Here is a 21,173-nt window from a genome sequence, read left to right as displayed (position 1 = left end):
GGGCCCGTCTCCGTGCGGGGGCTGCTCGCGCTCCGCGCCTGTCCGTGCGGGGGGCTGCTCGCGCTTCGCGCCTAGCCGTGCGGAGGTGCTTGCGTTTCGCGAAATTCCCCGCCACCAGTGCCCCCGATGCGAGAGACCCCTCGGCGCAAGCCCCCAGTCCCACACCTCCGCCCCCCGTCGCCAGGCACCCGCCGCCCAGCCGCCCCCTCCACTGGCTCTCCTTCGGCCGACCTCCCCCTGCCGACCTCCCCCTGCCGACCTCCCCCCTGCCGACCTCCCTCTGCCGTACCGCTCACCCGGTGCGCCACACGTCCGTCCTTGCGGGGCGCTGACCAGGCCACTCTGCGTGGGTGCCAGTGACACGTTGCGGTGAGGCGGGTCACAGGGGTTTGGGTTGCGTGACCGAGCCGTTATCGTGTTCCGGTGCCTATCGGATCCCTCGGCCGTTCCAAGTCCGGCCGCCACCGCCCCGCGGACGCACCGGAGCAGGAGTCGGTGCCCGACGAGGAGCTGACCTCCTACCTGGCCGCACTGGCCCCCGACTCGGACAACGAGACCACCGCGTCGGGCTTCGGCAGCTCGCAGGTGTACCAGCTGCGGCTGCAGCTCATGGCGAACGAGCAGCTCAAGGAGCTCGCCGCCGAACGGCAGACCTCACCGCAGGCCCTGGCCACGGAGTGGGTCATGCAGCGGCTGGAGTGGGAAGCGCGTCAGCGCGGCCACTAGCCGCCCTCAACGAGGAAGGACCCTCCGCCGAGCCCGGCGGAGGGTCCTTCTCACGTACGGCCCGTGTTGCGGCGAATCGATCAGATCGCGCGGACGTTCTGCGCCTGCGGACCCTTGGTGCCCTGGCCCACCTCGAACTCCACGCGCTGGTTCTCCTCCAGGGTCCGGAAACCCTGACCCTGGATCTCCGAGTAGTGGACGAAGACGTCTGCGCCGCCGTTGTCCTGGGCGATGAAGCCGAAGCCCTTCTCGGAGTTGAACCACTTGACAGTGCCCTGTGCCATGTACCTGCCTCCATCGCAGGAAAGCTTGGGGCTGCACCGTGCAACCCCGGCCGTCCCGGGGGCGTTCAGCTCGCTCGGTGAGAGCGCACAGCACGCCCGCGTGTCGTTCCGCGAGCGTGTGAAGCACGAACACAGAAACCACGGCCTGCGCGGGTCAGCCTAACGTGTGATTGGTCATAGCACTACGGTCATTACTGGCCGGTTGATTGCTTCAACAGGGCGAAAGCCGCTGGTCCGAGCGGGTGAGCGCAATTCGCTGCGCAACGTCCCCCGGGGTCCGTGCGTCCTCTCAGCAGCTACGAGGGGATCTTGGGGAGAGCACGTGTTCCGGCCACTGATTTTGGTTGCACTGCTGGGTTTGGGCGCCTGCGGCGGCGCACCCGGAGCACCGTCCGAGGTTGCTCCGGTCGTGCAGGAGGAGAAGGCGAAGGCGGCGGTCGCGGTGACGCCCGCGTCGGGTGAGGACGTCAGTCCGGCTGGACCATTCCAGGTCGGCGTGACTGGCGGCGAGCTGACGTCGGTCGCGCTCACGGGTGCCGACGGCCGGGTGGTCGAGGGGGAGCTGACCGGTGACAGGTGGGTCGCGACGGAGGACCTCGGGTACGACAAGTCGTACACGTGGTCCGGTTCTGCCAAGGGCCGGGACGGCGCGGACGTGCCGGTCACCGGGTCGTTCCGCACGGTCAAGCCGCAGCGGCTGACCAAGGCGTCGCTGAACGTCGGCGACCACCAGACGTACGGCATCGCGATGCCGGTCAAGGTGTCGTTCAGCGCGCCGGTGCAGGACAAGGCGGCGGTGCAGAAGGCCATGACCGTGACGACGTCGGTGCCGACCGAGGGGGCCTGGGCCTGGCTGTCGGACCGGGAGGCGCACTGGCGGCCGCGTGAGTACTTCAAGCCGAACACCGAGGTGAAGGTCGACATCGACGTGTACGGGGTGCCGTTCGGGGGCGGTGCCTATGGCGCCGAGGACGTGCACGCGCAGTTCAAGATCGCCGACCGGGCGTTGGTGGCGAAGGCGAACACGCAGACCCATCGGTTCGAGATCTACCGCGACGGCACGCTGCTGCACGACTTCCCGGCGTCGTACGGGATGGAGAGCGACAAGCGCGCCGAGACCCGCAACGGCATCCACGTGGTGCAGCAGAAGGAAGCCGCGCGGACGATGACCAACGCCGTCTTCGGCTACAAGGACATCCCCGTCACGTGGGCGGTGCTGATCTCGCAGAACGGCGAGTTCGTGCACGAGAACAACGGCACGATCCCGTCGCAGGGCAAGGAGAACGTCTCCCACGGCTGCGCGAACCTGTCCGGCGCCAACGCGAAGATCTTCTACGACCTCACGATGATCGGTGACCCGGTCGAGGTCGTCGGGTCGTCGGTCCCGATGCAGGCGTCGGACGGCGACTACTACGACTGGGTGTTCGACTGGGCCGAGTGGACGTCGAAGTCCGCGGTGGCGTCCTAGTCCTTCTCGGTGATGCGGGGTGGTTGCGGGATCTCGTAACCCGACGGGCCGACGTTGCGTTCGAGGGCCCGCTTCCACTCCCCGCTGGTGATCATCTTCGCGATGGCGTCGTTCACGGCGGCGCGCGACTTCTCGTCGCCCTTCGGCACGCCGATGCCGTACCGCTCGGTGGAGAACGTGTTGCCGACGAGCTTGAGCAGCTCGGGGTTCTCCGCGGCGAAGCCGGCCAGGATGACCTCGTCGGTCGTGACGGCGTCGACGTTGCCCGCCATCAGGGCGACCACGCAGTCGGAGTACTGGCCGTACTCGACGATCTGCACGTTCTGTGAGAAGTCCGTCGTCACCTTCTGGGCGGACGTGGACCCCTTGACCGAGCACAGCTTGCGGCCGTTCATGGTCTCCGGCCCCTGGATCTCGGTCTCGGTGTAGCGGACGAGCATGCCCTGACCGGTCTCGAAGTACGGGCCGGCGAACGACACCTTCTCCTTGCGGGCGTCGGTGATCGAGTAGGAGGCGACGATCAGGTCGGCCTCACCGGTCTCGAGCATCGACTCGCGGGCGGCGCCGCGGGCCTCCTTGAACGTGATGCCGCTTTCCTTCACGCCCAGCTCGTTCGCGACGTACTTGGCGACGTCCACGTCGAAGCCCACGAACTTGCCGTCGAGGCGCCTCTCGCTCAGACCCGGCTGGTCGTAGCGGATGCCGATGGTCAGCTTCCCGGAGCCAGCACGTCCGATGACTGTGCTGGAGTCTCCGCTTCCACAGGCGGTGGCGAGCACCGCAACGGCAATCAGGAGCGCGGCACGACGGATCACGACGAACCTTCCGAGCAGGGGTGTGGAGTCGTGGGCAATGCTACGTACCTGCGCCGATGATCAACTGTGACGTGTGACAACTACGGAAGTTTGCGCCTGCTCGGCGTCACATCCTTGCCGAGCCGCTCGATGGCGTGCCTCAGGTGCCCGGGAGGGGCCATCCTCCTGATCTTGCCCGGCACCAAAAGCCCAGCTCGGCGCATCATTTTGAGCCAGAGATCAGCATGTTCGTACGGTGCGCGACCGTGCAGCTCGACAGCCCAGTCAGGCAGCACGGAGTAGGCCAAGTGGCCTACCAGGACGCGGTAGACGGGGAGTCCGTGCCTGACGAATCCCCGGACGGGAGGGCCGTGCAGGAAGGTGTAGATCACATCGGAATCGGGCGTCCGGCGGAGCTTCGGGCGCATCCGATCGAAGTAGTCGGCCATCTCGCGACGCGATCCTGGTACTTCATCCGGGTGTAATCCGACCAAACTTGCTGCGAATCTCTGCTCGGCGTAGTAAAGGTCCTTCTGCCGGTCGGTCAGGCCGTAGCCCGCGCGGTCGAGGACCGTTTGGAAGCAGTAGACCTCCGAGCAATGCACCCACAGGAGCAGTTCGGGCTCGTCGATCCGGAACGTCCGGCCGTCCACGACGCCGCGCAGGCTCCGGTGCGTCGCCCGCACCCGTGCCGCCGCGGCGGCGATCTGCTCGTCGGTGCCGTAGACGCCGAGCCCGACGAAGTCGGCCGTCCGCTTCAGCCTGCCGAGCGGGTCCGCCTGGAAGTTCGAGTTCTGCACCACGCCGGCGACGGCCATCGGGTGCAGCGCCTGGAGGTAGAGGCTCGCTATCCCGGCGATCCACATCGTCGGGTCGGCGTGCATCTGCCAGCTCACGGAGTTCGGATCGGGCATGCGGACATCGTCGCGCCTCGCGAAGATGAAGACCATGGATCTCGACCAGGCACGGGACGTGCTCCGCAGCCAGCACCGCGCGGTGTTCTGCGCGATGAAGTCGGACGGGACCCCGGCCATGTCGCCGGTGCTCGTCGCCTTGGACGACAACGGTGACGTGCTCGTCTCCACGCGGGAGACGGCCTACAAGACGAAACAGGTGCGCCGCGACCCGAACGTCTGGCTGTGCGTGCTGCCGGACAGCTTCTTCGGCCGCTGGATCCAGCTCACCGGGACGGCGACGGTCGTGCCGCTGCCGGAGGCGATGGACCTGCTCGTCCGGTACTACCGGACGGTCTCCGGCGAGCACCCCGACTGGGACGACTACCGCGCCGCCATGGAACGCGAGCAGCGCGTCGTGCTGCGCATCGCACTGACCGGCGCGGGACCCGACAAGACCGGCTGACGCCAGGGCCGTAACGCGGTCAGCCGCCGGTGCGATTCCACGGGGACGGCGGCTACCGTGCGGAACCTGGGGAGCGGGAGCGATGACTGGTGTCAGACGCCGCGGCCATCTGGTGGTCGTGGCGGGGTTGACGGGCGCTGCCGTGGTCGCCGCCCTGTTCGCGGCCCCGCCGGAGAAGCCCGTGGACGTCCGGCTCGTCGCACCACCGCCCCCGTCGCCCGAGGTCGTCACCGCGACCGCCACGACCACCGTCCCCGCCGTCGGTGTCGTGAAGCCGAACACGCCCGCGCCGCCGCCGTCCCCGCTGACGACGGTGCAGACCGAGGCTCCCGTGCGGCAGCCCCCGCCCGCCCCGGAGCCGCCACCCCCGGCGCACCCGGACAAGCCGAAGCCGCCGACCGTGTTCGACCTGCTGCGCTGCGACGCGAAGCTCCTGCCCGGCGAGACGTTCGACCGCTGCCTGGACCGGCCGCTCGTGACCGGTGAGCTCTGCGACCTGCTGCCGCCCCCGTTCCGGCCCGGCGACCCGCGCGGGCCGAAGGACGACGACCCGCTCGGCCTGGGCTGCGACAGGGGCTGAGCGCCGCGCGAGAGGTTCTGTCCCGCCCTTCCCTCCCCGCCCTTCCCCTCCCACCCGCCCGCGTGTCATCCGCCAGGGTGTCGCCGCCTCCTCTACGTGACGCCGCTTTGGTACGCGGGGGCCCCGCGTACTGTCCACGGACACGCGGGGCCCCCGCGTACCCGGCGGGAAACACGAAAGTGCGTTGTTAGCGGGACGGGGTGTTACGGACAGCGCTCGCGGAAGCGCGTCAAACCGCGTTCTTGAGTTCGCGCAGCCGGGCCAGGTTCGACTCGGCGCGCGACCCGAGCAGCTGCGCCTCGCCCAGGTAGTGGTCGTCGATCAACGCCTCGACCTCGGCGTCGTTCATCGCCGGGACGATCCGCGCCGCCATCCGGTTCATGTTGCGGTAGCTGCCCTGCAACAGGAACGGCTCGCCGCCGGGGTCCGCCGCGGACGCGATGTACGCCTGGTTCACCCGCAGCACGACCTGCTGGACCCGTTGCAGCTTCCGCAGCACCGACAGCATCCGCTCCAGCTCGACGGTCTCGTGGTCGTGGCTGACGCTCTCGCCGTTCAGCAGGCGCACCAGCGGTTCCACGTCGACGCCGTTGAGCGTCGGGTTCGAGCCGGACGCGTTCTCCAGGTAGCTCAACGCGAACTGGGTCTCCCGGCCGGACAGCACGTCGCCGAGGTTCCACACGTCCGCGCGGTTGGCGAGCATGTCCGGCACCCGGAAGGCGCGGCCGGTCTCGGTGTACGGGTTGCCCGCCATCGACACCGCGAAGCGCTTGCCCCGCAGGTCGAACGTGCGTGCCTCACCGTCCCAGACGCCGTCGACCCGTCGTTGCGCGTCGCACAGCGAGATGAACTTCTGCAACAGCTCGGGTGACGTGTGCTGGATGTCGTCGATGTGCAGCAGGACGTTGCTGCCCAAGGCGAAGGCGAAGTTGATCCGCTCGACCTCCTGGCGGGCCGTGGCGTCCGGCGCGTCCTCGGGGTCGAGCGACGTGACGCCCGTGCCCAGCGCGGGGCCGTTGACCTTGACGAACACCATGCCGAGCCGGTTCGCGACGTACTCCACCAGCGTCGTCTTGCCGTAGCCGGGCGGGGAGATCAGCATCAGCAGGCCGGTGCCGTCGTTCAGCTGCTTGGAGAGGTTGTCGCCGATCAGCGGCAGGTACACCTCGTTCAGCAACCTGTTGCGCACGAACGAGTTCAGCACCGCGGGCCGGTAGTCGTCCAGGCGGAGCCGGCGGCGTTCCTCCGCCAGCAGCTCGTCGCGCTGCCGCTGGTAGGCGCGGAACGCGGGCACCTGCTCGGCGCGGAACGTCCTGAGCCTGGTCAGCGTCTCGTCCAGGCGGACCTCCATCGCCTGGTCGGCGATCCGCGGGTGCGTGCCGAGCAGGCCGGTGACGGTCTCGGACAGCGCGGCGCTGGAGTCGTACCGCGGCAGGTCGGTGAGCAGCACGGCGACGACCTCGGGGAACTCCGGGCAGTCCTCGTCGCCGAGGAACGCGCGCAGCCACGCCTCGATCAGGTCGCGGTCGTGCAGGTCCTCGTCGACGGCCGCGCGGAACCTGTCGATCACGGTGCGGGCGGCCTTGCTGGTGACGAACCCCCTGGGCTCGCAGGCCAGCTCCTCGAACAGGTACTCGGACGCCAGCTCGTCGAGCCCGAACTGCGCGCACAGCTCGGGAATCCCGTGCGTGCCACCGAAGATCGTGCGGGCGCGGGCGAGCGACTCGGCCTTGCGGGCCCACACCGCGCGCTGCTCCTCCGGCTGCCCCGCCCAGAAGACCTGGGCCGCGGCACGGGTGGCGGGCGGGTACCTCAGCAGCCCGGCACCGGCGTGAAGCCGTTGCAGGACAGCGAGGATCTTCTCGGCGTCGTGGTCGTGGACGCCCTTCTCGTAGCCCTCGTCGTAGCGTTCCGCGGCGGCGTTCACGACGTCCGTGCGGCCTTCGGCGAGCAGGCAGCCCGCCAGGTGCTCGGACCGGTAGACGTCCTGGGTCTCGGAGACCAGCAGCTGGTCCCAGAACGGCCTGGTGGCGGCGAAGGAGGCGTCGGTGACCTCACTGCGGTAGTCGGTGCCGGTGATCGCGTAGAACAGCCTGCCGTCGCGGGGGACCAGCGTGAGGTTCATCGGCTCGGTCGTCACCGGGAAGCGGTGCCGGCCGAGGACGATCGACGCGCCGTCGTACAGGTCGGCCCTGTCCCGTAGCGCCCGGCCGCCCTCCTGCCGGGCGTCGCGCAGACCGGCGTCGAGCTCGTCGGCCCGCACGTCGCCCAGTTCACGCAGCTGGTCGGCGACCGCGCGGACCTTGGCGACCATCGGGTCGCCCGCGAAGTAGGTGTTGATCTCGTCCGTCGACGTCAGCTTGCCGACGCGCCTGCGGACCGTGCCGAGCACCCGTTCCGCGGACTGCACGAGCCGGTCGGCCTTGCGCGCGCGGTCGTCGAGCAGGGTCTGCTTGCGCGCGGAGAACGCCTCGTAGACGTCCGTGCGCTTGGCGCCGATCTGGGTCAGGAAGTCGTCGAACTCGCCGAACCGCGACTCCAGGTTCTCCAGCTGCAGCAACAACCTGCCGAGCTGGTCGTCGCAGCGCTGCGGCGTGTCGGCGACCGACAGCGCGCCGGTGATGGCCTGGCCGAGCAACGCGAACTCCGCGGCGAACTCGGCCCTGCCCTCGGCGTTGGCGAGCCGTGCCCGCCGTCCGTCCACAGTGGCCCGTGCGCGGTTGACGGCGGCCAGCACCTCGCCGATGCTCGCGAGGATCTGCGTGCGTGTGGTGGTATCGGCGGCGTCGAGCGTGCTGACGACCTCGGTCAGCACCTCCAGCCCCGCCTGCTGCTGCGCGAGCCGTTCGCGCAACGGCGTCGCCTCGGCCGCCGTCCGCAGCTCGGCGTCGGCGATCTGCGCGATCTCCTCGTGGTATTGGTCGAAAGCGCCTTCACCGCTGAGGAACGCGACGGCCCTGCGTGCCGCCGCGCCGAGCTCCTCGACCAGTTCGGCCTCGCGGCGGTCGATCTCGTCGAGGTCGACGTACTTCAGGTCCTTCAGCGTGATCAGGCGCCCCTGGGCCGAGCGCAGGTCGGCCAGCAGCCGCACCCACTCGTCGGCGCTGCGGGGCGCGGCCGACCGCGAGAGCCGGACGAGGCTCGCGAGCTTCTCGGCGGCGGCGTGGAGCTGCTCGGCGGCGTGCTCGGTGAGCGTGCGGACGGCCTCGAACTCGTCGAGCACCTGCTCGGCGGTGGCGCGCACGGCCAGCACGTCCTGCTTGAGCCCCAGCTCGTCGAGCCAGTGGACGCCGTCGACCACCCTGGTGCACAGGGCGATCAGGCCCTCGAACACCGGCGCGCTCGGCGTCATCTCGGCGCTCATCCTGGTGATGGACAGGCAGTCCGAGATGCCGCGGACGAGCTCGGCGTTGCCGATGCGGGCGAGCGGTCCCGCCTGGTCGGGCAGCACCTCGTCCTGCACGAACGGCGTGCGCCAGACCTGCATCGGGTGCACGCGCACCGGTTCGGAGCCGGTCTCGCGGAAGATCACCAGCGTGCCGTCGGCGAAGAGCGAGTAGCCGTGGCACACCAGCGGGGTCGCGACCTCCTTGCGGATCACGTTGTAGGGCAGCAGAAGGCTGCGGCCCTCACGGCGCGCGTGGAAGACGTAGAGGACGTCCTCGCCGTTGGCGGACCGGACGACGCGCTCGAACTCCAGGTCGTCCACGTCGACGTCGAACGTCTTGTCCGCGCCGGTGACGAGGTAGTAGCCGCCGGGGAAGATGATCCCCTGGTCCTCCGGCAGCCGCTGGCACGCCTGGCCGATGCCGTCGAGCCGGGTGACGACCTTGGTGCGGGTGTTGAACACCAGGTGCCGCCGCACCGTCTCCTTGTACGGGAGGATGCGCAGCAGGATCAGCGGGCCGACGCGGGCGTACTGCACGTCGGCGTCCGCGAGGCTCTGCAACGGCTCGTCGACGGGCTCGGAGTAGATGCCCTCGCCGGTCTCCGTGTTGTTCTCGATCTTGACGGTCAGCGTGCCGCCGACCGTCTCGACGAAGACCTCGTTGTCGATCGCGATGTGCGGGTGCCTGCCCAGCACGTGCTGCTCGCGGGTCGTCTCGACCCACTCGAAGTCGTGCGAGGGCGGGAAGACGTGGTCGCGGTCGCCGCGGTTGTCGACGTAGGTGACCGTGCCGTCGACCGCGATGTCCCAGCGCAGCACGCGGATGTCCTCGATCCGCGCACCGGTCTGGAACACCGCGAGCAGCCGCTGCTCGACGACCCGCAGCTGCAACAGCCGGGTCTCCCGGTAGTACCGGTAGAGCTCGGCGAAGTCGTCGCGGAACCTCGGGTCGTTCAGGAACTCGGCCTCGGCCGCGCCGAAGTCCCTGCCGTGCACCGCGAAGACGTCGCTGACCGCAGTCTCGGGCTTGAGGCCCATGAAGACGTTGTAGCCGAACAACATCACGTCGCCGAGCGCCACGATGTCGCGCGGCACGCAGTTGTTCTCGGTGCGGATGCGCTCGGTGGCGACCAGTTCGAGAGCCGTGCTGCCGAACGTCTCGACGCGCTGGGCGTTCAGCGCCTCGGTGCCGCGGGCGAGCGCGGCGGCCTGGTCGGCCAGCCTCGCCCGCAGCACCTCGTACGTGCCGGCGTCCAGTCCGGCGGCGTCGGCCACCGTCATGCGGGCTGACCGTTGTTCTTGGCCATCTGGGTCAGGGCGATCGCCGCCGCGATGTTCTGCGCGTCACCGGTGGTGAACGAGCTGAGGATCTTGGTCAGGTCCTCGGGGAAGCTCGCCGACCCGTCCATCCACTTGGCGCCCAGCGCCTGCACGACGTCGGAGTTGCCGACGAAGCTGTCGACCTGCTTGCCCGCGGTGATCGAGCTCGCGATCCTGTCGAAGAACATCGTGTCGCCGCCGACGATGTCGATGTCGGCCTTCTCCAGACCGGCCGCGAGCACCATCGCCTGGGCCTCGGCGACCTGGCGCTGCACGTCGATGCCCTTGAGCCGGATCTCCTTCTCCGCCTCCAGCCGCAGGCGGTACTCCTCGTGCTCGCGGGTGGCGGTGTCGAGCGCGGCCATGGCCTCCGCCTTGTGCGACAGGCCCTCCGCCTCGCCCTTCAGGCGTTCCTTGATGCCCTCGGCGTCGGCGAGCGCCTTCTCGCGGTCCACCACGGCCTCGGCGCGGCCGACCTTCTCGATCGCCTCCGCGTCCCGTTCCTTGACCAGGACGCTCGCGAGACCGGCGGCGGCCGACTCGGCCTGGATGCCCTCGGCGAGCCGGATCTTGGCGCGGGCCTCCAGGTCGGCGGCCTGCTGGCGCGACTCGGCGAGCACGACGGCCTCGCGGGCCTTGTGCTGCGCGGCCTGCTCGGCGGCCTCCGCGGCCTTGATGTCCTTGACGAGCGACTCCTGCGCCTCGGCCTCGGCGCGGATCACGATCTGCTGGCGCTCGCGCTCGGCCTCCTCGACCGCGCGCAGCCGCTTGATGTTCTCCTCCTGCTCGGCCACGGTCTTCTCGACGGCGACCCGCTCGCGCACCAGGTCGGCGATGGCGCGGCGCTCGTGCTCGAGCTCCTTCTCCTTCTCGATGTCGCGCAGCGCGGTCTCGCGTTCACGGGCGATGACCTCCAGCATCCGGTCCTTCTCGATGCGCTCGGTCTCGACGGCGATCACGCGCTCGCGGTTCTTCTCCGCCACGGCGATCTCGCGGGCCTTGTTCTCGTTCTGGATGCCGATCTGCTCTTCGGTGCGGATGAACGCCGTGCTGGCCTTGAGGCGCTCCTCGGCCTGCACCCGCTGCGTCTCGGCCTCCTGCTGGGCGCGGGCGGTCTCGATCTCGCGCCGCTGCTTGATCTCCGCGTCCGCCTGGCGCCGTTCGAGCTCCAGGATCGCCTCACGCGCGCTGACGTTCTGGCGCGTGATCTCCTTCTCCTCGTGGCGGGTGAACTCGTTCGTCTTGACGTGCTCGATCGCGGTCAGCTCGGTGATCTTGCGGATGCCCTGCGCGTCGAGGATGTTCGCCGGGTCGAGCTGCGTGAGCGGCGTCTGCTCCAGGTAGTCGATGGCCGCGTCCTCGAGGCTGTAGCCGTTGAGGTCGGTGCCGATGACCTGCACGATGCGGTCGCGGAACTCGTCGCGGTGCGTGTAGAGGTCGACGAAGTCGAGCTGCTTGCCGACGGTCTTGAGCGCCTCGGAGAACTTGGCGTTGAACAGCTCCTGCAGCGTGGCCTCGTGGCTCGCGCGCTCGGTGCCGATCGCCTGCGCGACCTTGATGACGTCCTCGACGGTCTTGTTGACCCGCACGAAGAACGTGATGCGGATGTCGGCGCGGATGTTGTCCTTGCAGATCAGGCCCTCGTTGCCGGCCCTGCGGATCTCGATGGTCTTCACCGAGATGTCCATCGTCTCGCACCGGTGCAGCACCGGGAGGACGACCGTGCCCGTGAAGGTGACGTCGACCTTGCGCATCTTCGAGACGATGAGCGCCTTGCCCTGCTCGCACTTCTTGAACAACCTGCTCAGCGTGATCAACGCCAAGATCACAACAACGACGATCACGGCGATCAGCACGACCAGTCCCGTAGAGATCGCACCCATGTCAGCCCCCTGTGGTGAGGTCCACGACCCAGAAGAACTCGCCCTCGGCGTCGTAGTCGAAGATCAGCGCGGTCTGACCCGCTTTCAGTTCGGTGCTCGTCGCCGCGCGCACCTGCACGACCGCCGTCCCGCCGTCGTCGGCGGTGACCTCGGCCTGCCCGTAGGTCTCGGTGACCCGCGCCGTCCTGACGATCGCGGTGCGGCCCACGAAGTCGGTGCGGGAAGCGGGTTTCTCCGGCCTCGCCCAGTTCCTGACCGGGATCATGACGATCCTCGTCACCAGGCCGCCGACGAGCAGCGCCCCGATCAGGACGGCGTGGCGGAGGTTGCCCTCCGGCGTCAGCACGGTGCCCGCCAGCGCGGCGAACCAGGTCACCAGCACGAACACCGAGAGGGAGAGCGGAAGGACGGGGGCGTCGAAGTCGAGTCCCACCAACGCGACCGTGAGCCAGTACGCCAGCACGACGAGCACCAGCACGCTGAACACCACGGTCGGGAACGCCACCGCGGCGGCGAGGAACTCGGACATCATCGCCTCCCTTCGCACACTCTGATGCATTGGCGGCCTATTCCGTTGCACTTTCGGGAATGATCGATGCAAATCGATGGTTTGGGTGGTCATGGACATCGCTGTGCAGGGCTTGAACATCGGAGACGCGGCCTCGCCCGACGAGACGAAGCGGCTGGCCGCGCTGGCGGAAGCACTCGGCTATCACTCGTGGTGGGCGTCCGACCACGTGGTGTTGCCGTCACCGCGCGTCGACCCCTCACCGTCCGAACCGGACACTGTGATCGCGGACCCGTTGACCCATCTGGCGTTCGTCGCGGCGGTGACGAGCCGGCTACAGCTCGCGACCGGCATCGTGATCCTGCCCCAGCGCAACCCGCTCGTGCTGGCGAAGCAGGTGGCGTCGCTGGACCTGCTGAGCGGCGGCCGTTTCACGCTGGGCGTCGGCGCCGGGTATCTGGAGCAGGAGATGACGGCGGTCGGGGTGTCGTTCGACGACCGCGGCGCCCGCACCGACGAGTACCTGGACGCGATGGACCAGCTGTGGCACGCGCCGTCGCCGTCGTTCGACGGGAAGTTCGTGTCGTTCTCCGGCATCGACGCCCATCCCCGCCCGTCCAACGTGCGGGTGGTCGTCGGCGGGCACAGCCGCGCGGCGTTCCGGCGTGCGGTGACCCGTGCGCAGGGCTGGTTCGGCATCGGCACGCCCGCCGAGATCCGCGGCCACCTCGCCAAGTTCCCCGAACGCCCGGACGGCTTCCGGATCAGCGTGTCGGCGAACGCACCGCTCACACCCGCGCTCGTGCGCGAGTACGAGGACCTCGGCGTCGACGAGCTGGTGATCTACCCGCCGAGGCTCGGCGGGAGTGTCGAGGAGGTGCTGGAGCGCAACGCGGAGCTGGTTGGCTAGCCTCGGAGGCCGTGACCCCCGTCGTCGTGCTCGCCGGCTTCCTCGGTTCCGGCAAGACCACCCTGCTCAACCACCTGCTGCGCACGTCCGGCGGCACGCGGATCGGCGTCGTGGTGAACGACTTCGGCCGGATCAACATCGACGCGTTCGCGGTGTCGGCGCAGGTCGACTCGATGGTGTCGCTGTCCAACGGCTGCCTGTGCTGCGCCGTCGACGGCACCGAGCTGGACGAGATGCTGGCCAAGCTGGCGGGTGCCGACCTCGACGTGATCGTGATCGAGGCGTCCGGCCTCGCCGAGCCGTCGGCCCTCGTCCGGCTGGTGCTCCAGTCGCCGGGCGTCTCCTACGGCGGGCTGATCTACGTGGTCGACGCGGTGGAGCTCGACGCCGTGCCGCACCTCGAACGCGACCTCGCGCTGGCCGACCTGGTGGTGCTGAACAAGGTCGACCGGGTCTCCACTGTTCCATCGCTGCCCTGCGCGGCACCGGTGGTCCCGGTGTCGTTCGGCCGGATCGACCCGGCACTGCTGTTCGAGGTGCGGCCACCGGACACCGGACCGCGCCAGCTGTCGTTCGACGACCTGGAAGACCACTCGACGCACACCCACGCGTCCTACGACAGCGTGTCGTTCGAGTGCCCGGACCCGTTCCACCCCAAGCTATTCATGGACTTCCTGGCCGCGCGCCCTGAAGGACTGTTCCGTGCCAAGGGTTTCGTGCGCTTCCCGCTCGGCACGTTCATGCTCCAGACCGTCGGCGCGGCCGTCTCGTTCACCCCCGTCGACGACGACGCCCCGACTCAGCTGGTGCTGATCGGGGCGGGCATCGAGCCGGAGTCGCTGACCGACTGGCTGCTGGCGTGCGTGGCGGACGGACCGGTCACCGAGCAGGACATGCTCTGGGTGCTCCGGTACGCCCGCTAGCCGTCACTTCTTGCAGAGCGCGGTGTCCATCACACCGAGCAGCTGCTCGAACTTCTTGCCGGGATCGTCGCCGAACGTGCCGGGCAACGCGGTGATCGTGATCGCGGCGGACTTCCCGTTGTCGGTAGCCGCGCCGAACGACGCCCACCCGTGGATCGTGCCGGCGTGGCCCCAGGAGACCTTGCCGCAGCTGAGCTTCGTGCTCTCGATCCCGAGCCCGTAGGCGCTGCGCTCGTCGACCTGCACGGCCTTGCGCATCTCGTCGAGCTGCGCCTTCTTCACCAACCGCCCGTCCAGCAGCGCCTTGAAGAACTTCGCGACGTCGTGCGGCGTCGAGACCATCGCCCCGGAAGCCCACGCGGCGGACGTGTCGTACTCGGTCGCGTCGACCACCGGTGAGTTCGGGTCCAGCAGATCGGCCTTGACCGAGACCTTCGCGTGCCGGCCGCGGATCTTCTGCTCACCCTGCCCAGGCCAGTAGGTGTCCCTCAGCCCGGCCTGGTCGACGACCTTCTGGACAGCCTCACCGATCGGCCGCCCGGTGACCTTCTGGATCATCAGCCCGGCGACGACGTAGTTCGTGTTGCTGTACACGTGCTTCTCGCCGGGCTCCCCGACCCGTTCCTGAGCGAGGGCGACGTCCAGCAGGTCGTGCGGCGCGAAGAACCGGTTGCGCGTCTGCTCGATCTTGTTGACCCCGATCGCCAGCACGTAGTCCGACAACCCGCTGGTGTGCTGCAACACCTGACGCACCGTGATGCGCTCGTCCTGGATCTGCGGCACATACTTGTTGACCGGCCCGTCGAGCTCGATCTTCTTCTCCCCGACCAACTGCATCGCGCTGACAGCCACGAACGACTTCGTGATGCTGCCGATGCGCACCTGCCCGTTGTGCGGAGCGTTCCCCCTCGCCTGGTCACGCCCATCGGCGGTGAACTCGACGCCAGGCGTGTGGTCGCGGACGATCTGGTCGAGCTGCTGCGGCACCAGCAGCGACAGTGCGGTCAGAGCGGCAACGGCAATCACTTGGTACCTCCACAAAGGCCGGCGTCCACAGTGGCCAGCACCGCTTCGTGCGCCTTCCCGGCTTCCTCTTCGGTCTCGCTGAACGTGCCCGGCAACGCCGTGACGGCAACGGAGAACGCCCTGCCGTCCGCCGCGACCCCGCCGCGCGTCTCGAACCCGTGGATGTCACCACCGTGACCCCAGTACTCGCCACCACAGCTGAGCGGCGTGCGGACGATCCCGAGCCCGTACTCGGCCCCCTCCCACATCTCGCCCTTGGTGGGGACGGTCTTCTTCATCTCGTCCAGCTGAGGCTTCTTCACGACCTCCCCCTTCAACAACGCGCGGTAGAAGGTGTTGAGATCCTTGGTGCTGGACACCAGCTGCCCAGCCGCCCACCCCCACGACGGGTCCATCTCGGTGACGTCCACGACGCCGCCGGCGGTCAAGGCATACCCGCGCGGATGCTTGCCGCGGATCGTCTTGTCACCGACCCCGGGCCAGTAGGTGTCCTTGAGCCCGAGCTTCCGCACGATCCGCTGCTCGACCACCTCGGCCACCGGCCGCCCGGTGACCTTCTGCGTCAGCAGACCGAGCAGCACGTAGTTCGTGTTGCTGTACTTGAACTTCTCACCCGGCTCCCCGGTCACCGCGTGCGCGTTGCCGACGTCCAGCAACTCGCGCGGCTCGAAGTAGCGGTTCCGCAGCTCCTCGAAGTTCTCGAGCCCCAGGTGCTCGGTGTAGTTGGCGAGACCGCTGGTGTGGTTGAGCAGCTGCCGCACGGTGATCCGGTCGTCCTTGACCGCGCCGGGCAGGTAGTGGTTGATCGGCTTGTCGAGCTCGACCTTCCCCTCCCCGACCAGCTGCATGACGACCGCGGCAACGAACGCCTTCGTGTTGGACCCGGCCCGCACCCGCCCGTCCTTGGGCACCGGCGTCCGCTTGGTCCGGTCAGCCGTGCCCGCCGTGTAGGCGCTGGTCTGCCCGTTGCGGTTCGTGACGGTCGCGAGCGCCGCCGGGAACTCGTGCTGCTTGACCAGCCCGTCGACGTGGCTCTGGATCTTGTCGGGTGCCGCCGTCACGCCCGTCGCACCGGTGACCAGCGCGGTCGCTGCCAGCAGCCCTACCAGCGTTTTCCTCATCTTTTTGCCCCTCCCTCTTCGCTGGGGAAAGCTTCCCGTTTGCAGGGGGTGGGGCGCAGTCACGCGTGCTTCCGTTGTGCGGGTGGAGCAGGCTCTACCTCTCCGTCCACAGTGCGTGGGGCGGGCGGCGTGAGGTTGCCAACCCGGACGACATCGGCCGAGGGAGATCGGTAGGCTGTCGGCACGGGCTGCTAGCTCAATTGGCAGAGCAGGAGACTTTTAATCTTCGGGTTCAGGGTTCGAGTCCCTGGCGGCCCACCAAACCCCCAGGTCACAGGCCTGGGGGTTTCGCTTTGGAAGATCGCTGATACGCCTTTGATGCGCTTTACTCCCTGACTCTCAATCTGCGGCCTCTCCGGGTTCGTCCTGGTCAGCCCGGTCGAGCGCCCCTTCCAATGCGTCAGCCGCCTTCCGATCGACCGCCTTCCGGGCCAGGTACGTGTCCTGGGTCATGGACGGCCGGGCGTGCCCGAGCTGGTCCGCGACGACCCGCGCAGAGAGCCCCGCCTCATCGAGGATTGTGGCCGCCGTCTTGCGGAAGACGTGCGAGGTCACCCAGGCGAACTCGTCTCCTCCCCGAGCCTTCCGGATGTCCCTGCGGGTGTTGGACGGGTCCCGCAGGCCACCGAGGCTGTTCGGGAAGACCGGCCCGTTCGGGAACAGCGTGGCCTCACGTCGCCGCCGCAACATGTCGAGCGCCCACCTGGGCAGCGGGAGCGTCCGCTCTCCCGCCTCCGTCTTGGTCGACTTCCTGATCAGCCCGAGGCCAGCAGCCCGGATGACCGTGTAATTCACGTCAACCGTTCCGGCCTCGAAGTCGACGTCGTCCCAGTAGACGGCCAGCGCCTCACCGATCCGCACGCCGGTGGCCATCATGAAGCGCGACAGGTCAGGCAGGTCCTTCCGAACCGCCGCCGGGTCGGACTCCAGCATCTCCAGCCACAACAGACGCTCCTCCCGCGTGAGCGCCCTCGGGCTCTTCTTCCGACCGCTCTCCAGCGGGTCCGTGTCCCGGACAGGGTTCGTGTCTAGCGCCCGATCCCGCACAGCGATCCGCAGAGCACCCGAGATCACCGAGCGCGCCGTCTTGGCACTGTCGACCCCGACCGATCTCCACAGCGCGCCCAGAAACGCATCGATCCGGGCGACCGTCATCTCACGAATCCGCAGCTCACCGAGGCCCGGGAGGACATGCCGGCCGAGGATGCTCCGGTAGGTGTCGAGGCTGCTCGGCGACCGCTTGCCCATGTCCACGAGCTTTTGGAACTTCACCTGCCACGCTTCGAGCGCGTCCTTGAACCGGCTGTCTGGCGTCAACGAGTCTCCCGTCGGGCCTTTGCGCTCAGCGAGCGCCTTCTTGAGCCTCCGCTCAGCCTCAGGCTTGGTCTTCCCCCTCCGAAGTACCGGCCGTGTCTTACCGTCGAAATCTCGGTAGTTCGCGACGGCTACCCAGCCAGACTCCGTTTGACTGCAACGAATCTTGCCGTACGTGCCGAGGTCCAGAGGTGGACGCCCCATCAGGCTGCCTCCTCAAGCAGGTGCTCGAACCAGCTCCGCACCTCGGACGGCAGGTACCGCAGGTGCTTGCCGATGCGTCGAGCAGGCGGCCCGTAGTTCTTGGTCCTCCAACCGTAGAGCGTGTGGACCGGGACGTTCAGGTAGGCCGCAACGTCGCTGACTGTCCACAGTGGCTCGAACTGACGTGTCTCCATGATGTTCCCCCTTTGAGATCAAGCAGCGTGCAAAGTTGCCGAACTCCCCGGAGGTCCGGCAGATGCGAGCAGTGCGGCCGTGTATTCGGCCTTCCACCTCCGCCGCTCAGCGACGGCACTCAAGAGCAGATGGGCTCGAGGCGGCACGTTCGGGTCACCGGGTTCGACGTTGTTCCAGACGACCCGTTGGGGCTGGTCTTCGGGCTTGATCCCGACGTCGGCGAGCAGTTGCCGAACGAACGTCTTCCGGTCGTGCTTGTGGTCAGCGAGCGACTTCCCGGACCACTTCCGCGACACGAGCACCCGCCGCCCAGCCACCCCGAGCGTGGTCCGCTTATGTGCCTTCCCCTTGCACTTGCCAGGCACCGTGGACAGCCGAGCGCCGCGAGGCTGGACGCCGTAGAGCAGCCAGATCGGGCAGTTCGGCGAGCAGGGCGTGACCGCGAGCTCAGCGCACAGCCGTTCGGCGTGGTCCTCCTGCCGTGCGGTCTGCGCCTCGAAGCACTCATTGATGCTCTTGGTGAGGTACTTCGTCAGGTAGCCGATGTGCCGTCCGGCCTCTTCGGTGCCGCCGAGAATGCCCTTGGAGTGCACCTGCACCCCGAACCGTGCGACGTGGGCGGGCCGCTCCACCTGGTCGAGTGCGTCTTCCCAGGTAGGCAGGGCCTTTCGGGTCTGCGGATCAACGAAGCCCTTGGCCCGGACGTCCCACACCGGCAGGTTGTCGCCGCCGTACTTGATCTCGTCGTGCTCGGGCCACCAGACCTGGTGGTAGGTGGCTTCAGCTACCGCCCGCAGCTCTGCCCGCGAGATGGAACCCCGAACCGCCGCGTGCCAGTGCGGAGCCAACCGCCTCTGCGGCTCGACGGTCGAGAAGTACTGGACCTCCCAGCCGACACAGCGCCGAAGGTTCTGGACGAACCGATCGAGCAGGGCCGCGAAGTGCACCGCGTCCCGAGCCGCACGCCTGTAGTTGTAGGTCGCCGGGTCAACGGGCGCGCCGTCGCTGCGCACCTTGCCGTAGGTGTCGAGCGTCAGCGTGAGGAACGTCGAGGGCTGGTACTTGCCCCCGAACACCTTCCCGACCGTGCGCTTGCTGACCGGCCGCCGAGGCAGGTTGGGCGCGTCCTGCCGCCGCCTGGTGGACCGCTTACGAGCTGCCTTGAGCGGCACTTCCAGGGAGGGAAGTGAACCGCGGACTCCGAGTTGCCGAAGTTCGGCATCGACCTCCGCAACCTCCTCCCGGACCTCCTCCGCTCCGACCTCGTCACCCTCATCGAGGGCCAGACGGAAGGCCTTCACGAGATCAGCCCGGTAGGCGGTCAGTTCCCGCTGATCGTCGCTCGGAGCGTCTGGCGTGAAGTCTGGCTCTTCGGTGAGGTGCCATCCCTCGCGGCACTGCGCCATCCGCAGACGCCGGTTCTTCTCCGCGCAGGTGGGACACACACTCGCGACCGTCGCGCCGCACGGCACCGGGACGATGTCGACGCGTCCAGTGTCGAGGTCGATCCGTTCCTTGGCCAACGGCCGGACGCAGACGCCGTGCTCCTCAGCGACGGCACGAGCGATGTCGAGCGCGGCCGGCTGCTTCATCCGCTCCGAACGAGTCAGGTACTCGGTCACGCCGCCGCCCTCCCCTCACCGCTGGTCGGGAACTCGTGCACGGTGGCCGGGGCGAGGTAAACGCCCAGCTCAACGAGGTCCGCGTCCGTGACGTGGAAGGCCCGCGCACGCTCCGGTTCGCGCTGTCCGTCCTCCTTGAGCCAGGCGACACCAGGCGTGTTCTCGCTGATCTCGTGAGCAGCCGCCCCCCGTTGCCGAACGCCGTCACCAAGCACCATGTCGACCTGGACCGGCTCATCCAGCCGCAGCGCAACGCGCGTGGTGAACAGGTGCCGGAAGGAGACGACCTCCTTGCGCGGGTCCTGGACCAGGCCGACGACGGCGTAGCCCGGAGCACGTCCCTGCGAGGTGATCGTCTGCACGGCCCGCGTCGCACGTTCGCGGAGATTCCGGTCGGGCTGATAGGCGATCAGATCCGCCAGCTCATCCACGATCAGGACCGTGAACGGCTCACCCGTACCGCGTGCCCACAAGCGCCGGATGCCCCGGTATCGCGCCGCGCGTTCCTTAACCTCTGTGGCGATTTCTTCAAGCAGGGCAACAGCTTCCGGCCCGTTGTCGTAGATCACCTTCTCGAACGCGTCCGGACACTGCCCCAGCTCCATGCCGCCCTTGGGATCGATGCCGACGAGCCGCACCATGCCCGCCTTGATAGCCGGGGCAAGCTGCCAGACGATCGACCAGAGCACCGAGCCCTTGCCAGCGCCGGGCACCCCGACCACGAGCACCTGAGAGCCGAGCAGCTTCAGCCGCCAGGGCTTACCAGTCTCGGTACGACCAACGACAACGCGCTTGAGGTCGACGTCTCCGACAGCGGCGAGCTGCGGCACCGCGACCGGACGCGACAGCGGATCAGAGTGGATGAAGTCGAGCTCAAGCACGCTCGGCCACAGCACCCGCACACGGCAGGACCGCGCGTTGAAGGAGTGCGCCAGGTTGTCGCGCCGCGCTTCCCACTGCTCCGGAGACTGGGCCGGGATCATGCGAACCCGGACCTTGTCCCGCCAGCCCTCCGACCGGACGCGACGCAGCTTCGGCCGGTACTCCCTGCCTCGACTGTCCTTGGCCAGCTCAGCGAGCCGCATCACGGTGCGCCAGTGCGGCACGTAGACCGTGAGCCGCCGCCACTCGGTCAGGACGCGGTACCAGCCGTGCCGCAGGAACGAGCCGCGATCGAGGCCGTACCAGACCGTCAGAGCACACACGAGCGACAGCAGCGCCAAGACCAGCGGCGACAGCCCGAACTCGCGGTAACCGATGTAACTGCCGAGGCAGGCCGTGACCACGACCGGGTACCGGACCGTCACTACGACGAGCTTCACGGCCAGTCGGCCGGCGAGCCAGATCAGGGCGACCGGCGCAAGCAGAATCTTGATCCAGCCGGGCAGCCACACCCACCACGGGACCCGTGGACGCGCACCCTCGAACGGCGCGGGATCAACCCAACGGTTGCCCTTCATCGCGCACCGCCAGCGCACTTCAGGCACTGGAAGACGCTGCCAACACTCGGGATACGCCCAACAGGCTGGAACGCTCCCGAAGTGGCGG

At 68.5% G+C, this 21,173-nt stretch carries 18 protein-coding genes and 1 tRNA gene; 7 read left to right on the top strand and 12 right to left on the bottom strand.

What is annotated here, in order from left to right:
- Positions 1 to 423 precede the first annotated feature (423 nt).
- Positions 424 to 726, top strand: a complete 303-nt coding sequence (locus BLT23_RS05520; RefSeq protein WP_090046252.1) for a hypothetical protein — start codon at positions 424 to 426, stop codon at positions 724 to 726.
- Positions 727 to 806: 80 nt separating this feature from the next.
- Here BLT23_RS05520 and BLT23_RS05515 read toward each other — a convergent pair whose 3' ends face one another.
- Positions 807 to 1,010: a cold-shock protein gene (locus BLT23_RS05515; protein ID WP_030473173.1), complete on the bottom strand. Its 204-nt coding sequence runs from the start codon at positions 1,008 to 1,010 to the stop codon at positions 807 to 809.
- Between the two features lie 409 nt (positions 1,011 to 1,419).
- On the opposite strand from BLT23_RS05515, the gene BLT23_RS05510 reads away from it, so the two are divergent.
- The gene (locus tag BLT23_RS05510; protein ID WP_245743663.1) at positions 1,420 to 2,478 is read left to right on the top strand and encodes a L,D-transpeptidase; all 1,059 of its coding nucleotides are present in this window, start codon (positions 1,420 to 1,422) and stop codon (positions 2,476 to 2,478) included.
- Here the strand turns inward: BLT23_RS05510 and BLT23_RS05505 are convergent.
- Positions 2,475 to 3,290, bottom strand: coding sequence for a glutamate ABC transporter substrate-binding protein (locus BLT23_RS05505; RefSeq protein WP_090046883.1), 816 nt, complete (start codon positions 3,288 to 3,290; stop codon positions 2,475 to 2,477). The genes BLT23_RS05510 and BLT23_RS05505 overlap by 4 nt on opposite strands.
- Before the next feature lie 83 nt (positions 3,291 to 3,373).
- Positions 3,374 to 4,186: an oxygenase MpaB family protein gene (locus tag BLT23_RS05500; RefSeq protein ID WP_245743653.1), complete on the bottom strand. Its 813-nt coding sequence runs from the start codon at positions 4,184 to 4,186 to the stop codon at positions 3,374 to 3,376.
- A gap of 34 nt (positions 4,187 to 4,220) precedes the next feature.
- On the opposite strand from BLT23_RS05500, the gene BLT23_RS05495 reads away from it, so the two are divergent.
- Complete coding sequence (locus BLT23_RS05495) at positions 4,221 to 4,631, top strand: PPOX class F420-dependent oxidoreductase (protein ID WP_090046246.1); 411 nt, start codon at positions 4,221 to 4,223, stop codon at positions 4,629 to 4,631.
- Positions 4,632 to 4,713: 82 nt separating this feature from the next.
- Positions 4,714 to 5,211, top strand: a complete 498-nt coding sequence (locus tag BLT23_RS05490) for a hypothetical protein (RefSeq protein ID WP_143035830.1) — start codon at positions 4,714 to 4,716, stop codon at positions 5,209 to 5,211.
- A 229-nt stretch (positions 5,212 to 5,440) separates the two neighbouring features.
- On the opposite strand, the gene BLT23_RS05485 is transcribed toward BLT23_RS05490, so the two are convergent.
- Genes BLT23_RS05485 through BLT23_RS05475 form a run of 3 tightly spaced genes read right to left on the bottom strand, consistent with a single transcriptional unit; the run spans position 5,441 to position 12,331 of the window.
- Positions 5,441 to 9,880, bottom strand: coding sequence for a DNA repair ATPase (locus BLT23_RS05485; protein ID WP_090046243.1), 4,440 nt, complete (start codon positions 9,878 to 9,880; stop codon positions 5,441 to 5,443).
- Positions 9,877 to 11,802: a flotillin family protein gene (locus BLT23_RS05480; protein WP_143035829.1), complete on the bottom strand. Its 1,926-nt coding sequence runs from the start codon at positions 11,800 to 11,802 to the stop codon at positions 9,877 to 9,879. Before BLT23_RS05480 ends, BLT23_RS05485 begins: the two co-directional genes overlap by 4 nt.
- Position 11,803: 1 nt before the next feature.
- Positions 11,804 to 12,331: a hypothetical protein gene (locus BLT23_RS05475; protein ID WP_090046882.1), complete on the bottom strand. Its 528-nt coding sequence runs from the start codon at positions 12,329 to 12,331 to the stop codon at positions 11,804 to 11,806.
- Positions 12,332 to 12,422: 91 nt separating this feature from the next.
- Between BLT23_RS05475 and BLT23_RS05470 the strand changes: the two genes are divergently transcribed.
- Together BLT23_RS05470 and BLT23_RS05465 are read left to right on the top strand one after the other, a co-directional pair.
- Positions 12,423 to 13,220 (top strand): LLM class F420-dependent oxidoreductase, encoded by a 798-nt coding sequence (locus BLT23_RS05470; RefSeq protein WP_090046879.1) that lies wholly within the window; start codon positions 12,423 to 12,425, stop codon positions 13,218 to 13,220.
- Between the two features lie 11 nt (positions 13,221 to 13,231).
- Complete coding sequence (locus BLT23_RS05465) at positions 13,232 to 14,143, top strand: CobW family GTP-binding protein (protein ID WP_090046241.1); 912 nt, start codon at positions 13,232 to 13,234, stop codon at positions 14,141 to 14,143.
- Positions 14,144 to 14,146: 3 nt separating this feature from the next.
- On the opposite strand, the gene BLT23_RS05460 is transcribed toward BLT23_RS05465, so the two are convergent.
- Both BLT23_RS05460 and BLT23_RS05455 read right to left on the bottom strand, forming a co-directional pair.
- Positions 14,147 to 15,169: a serine hydrolase domain-containing protein gene (locus tag BLT23_RS05460; protein ID WP_176946614.1), complete on the bottom strand. Its 1,023-nt coding sequence runs from the start codon at positions 15,167 to 15,169 to the stop codon at positions 14,147 to 14,149.
- Positions 15,166 to 16,290: a serine hydrolase domain-containing protein gene (locus BLT23_RS05455; RefSeq protein WP_090046238.1), complete on the bottom strand. Its 1,125-nt coding sequence runs from the start codon at positions 16,288 to 16,290 to the stop codon at positions 15,166 to 15,168. Before BLT23_RS05455 ends, BLT23_RS05460 begins: the two co-directional genes overlap by 4 nt.
- A 185-nt stretch (positions 16,291 to 16,475) precedes the next feature.
- On the opposite strand from BLT23_RS05455, the gene BLT23_RS05450 reads away from it, so the two are divergent.
- A tRNA-Lys gene (locus BLT23_RS05450) sits at positions 16,476 to 16,551 on the top strand.
- 78 nt (positions 16,552 to 16,629) lie between these two features.
- Here BLT23_RS05450 and BLT23_RS05445 read toward each other — a convergent pair.
- Genes BLT23_RS05445 through BLT23_RS05430 form a run of 4 tightly spaced genes read right to left on the bottom strand, consistent with a single transcriptional unit; the run spans position 16,630 to position 21,112 of the window.
- Positions 16,630 to 17,808 carry a site-specific integrase gene (locus BLT23_RS05445; protein WP_090046236.1) on the bottom strand — a complete coding sequence of 393 codons (1,179 nt, stop codon included), beginning with the start codon at positions 17,806 to 17,808 and terminating at the stop codon, positions 16,630 to 16,632.
- Positions 17,808 to 18,002: a helix-turn-helix domain-containing protein gene (locus BLT23_RS05440; RefSeq protein ID WP_090046234.1), complete on the bottom strand. Its 195-nt coding sequence runs from the start codon at positions 18,000 to 18,002 to the stop codon at positions 17,808 to 17,810. The genes BLT23_RS05445 and BLT23_RS05440 overlap by 1 nt, the downstream gene beginning before the upstream one ends.
- 18 nt (positions 18,003 to 18,020) lie before the next feature.
- Complete coding sequence (locus BLT23_RS05435) at positions 18,021 to 19,595, bottom strand: replication initiator (RefSeq protein ID WP_090046877.1); 1,575 nt, start codon at positions 19,593 to 19,595, stop codon at positions 18,021 to 18,023.
- Between the two features lie 26 nt (positions 19,596 to 19,621).
- Entirely contained in the window at positions 19,622 to 21,112 is a 1,491-nt protein-coding gene (locus BLT23_RS05430) for an FtsK/SpoIIIE domain-containing protein (protein ID WP_342713638.1), read from the bottom strand.
- Positions 21,113 to 21,173 lie beyond the last annotated feature (61 nt).

Origin of the sequence: Lentzea fradiae, assembly GCF_900100955.1 — a bacterium.
GTDB classification, from domain to species: Bacteria; Actinomycetota; Actinomycetes; order Mycobacteriales; family Pseudonocardiaceae; genus Lentzea; species Lentzea fradiae.
This window is presented reverse-complemented; position numbering and strand designations above follow the sequence as displayed.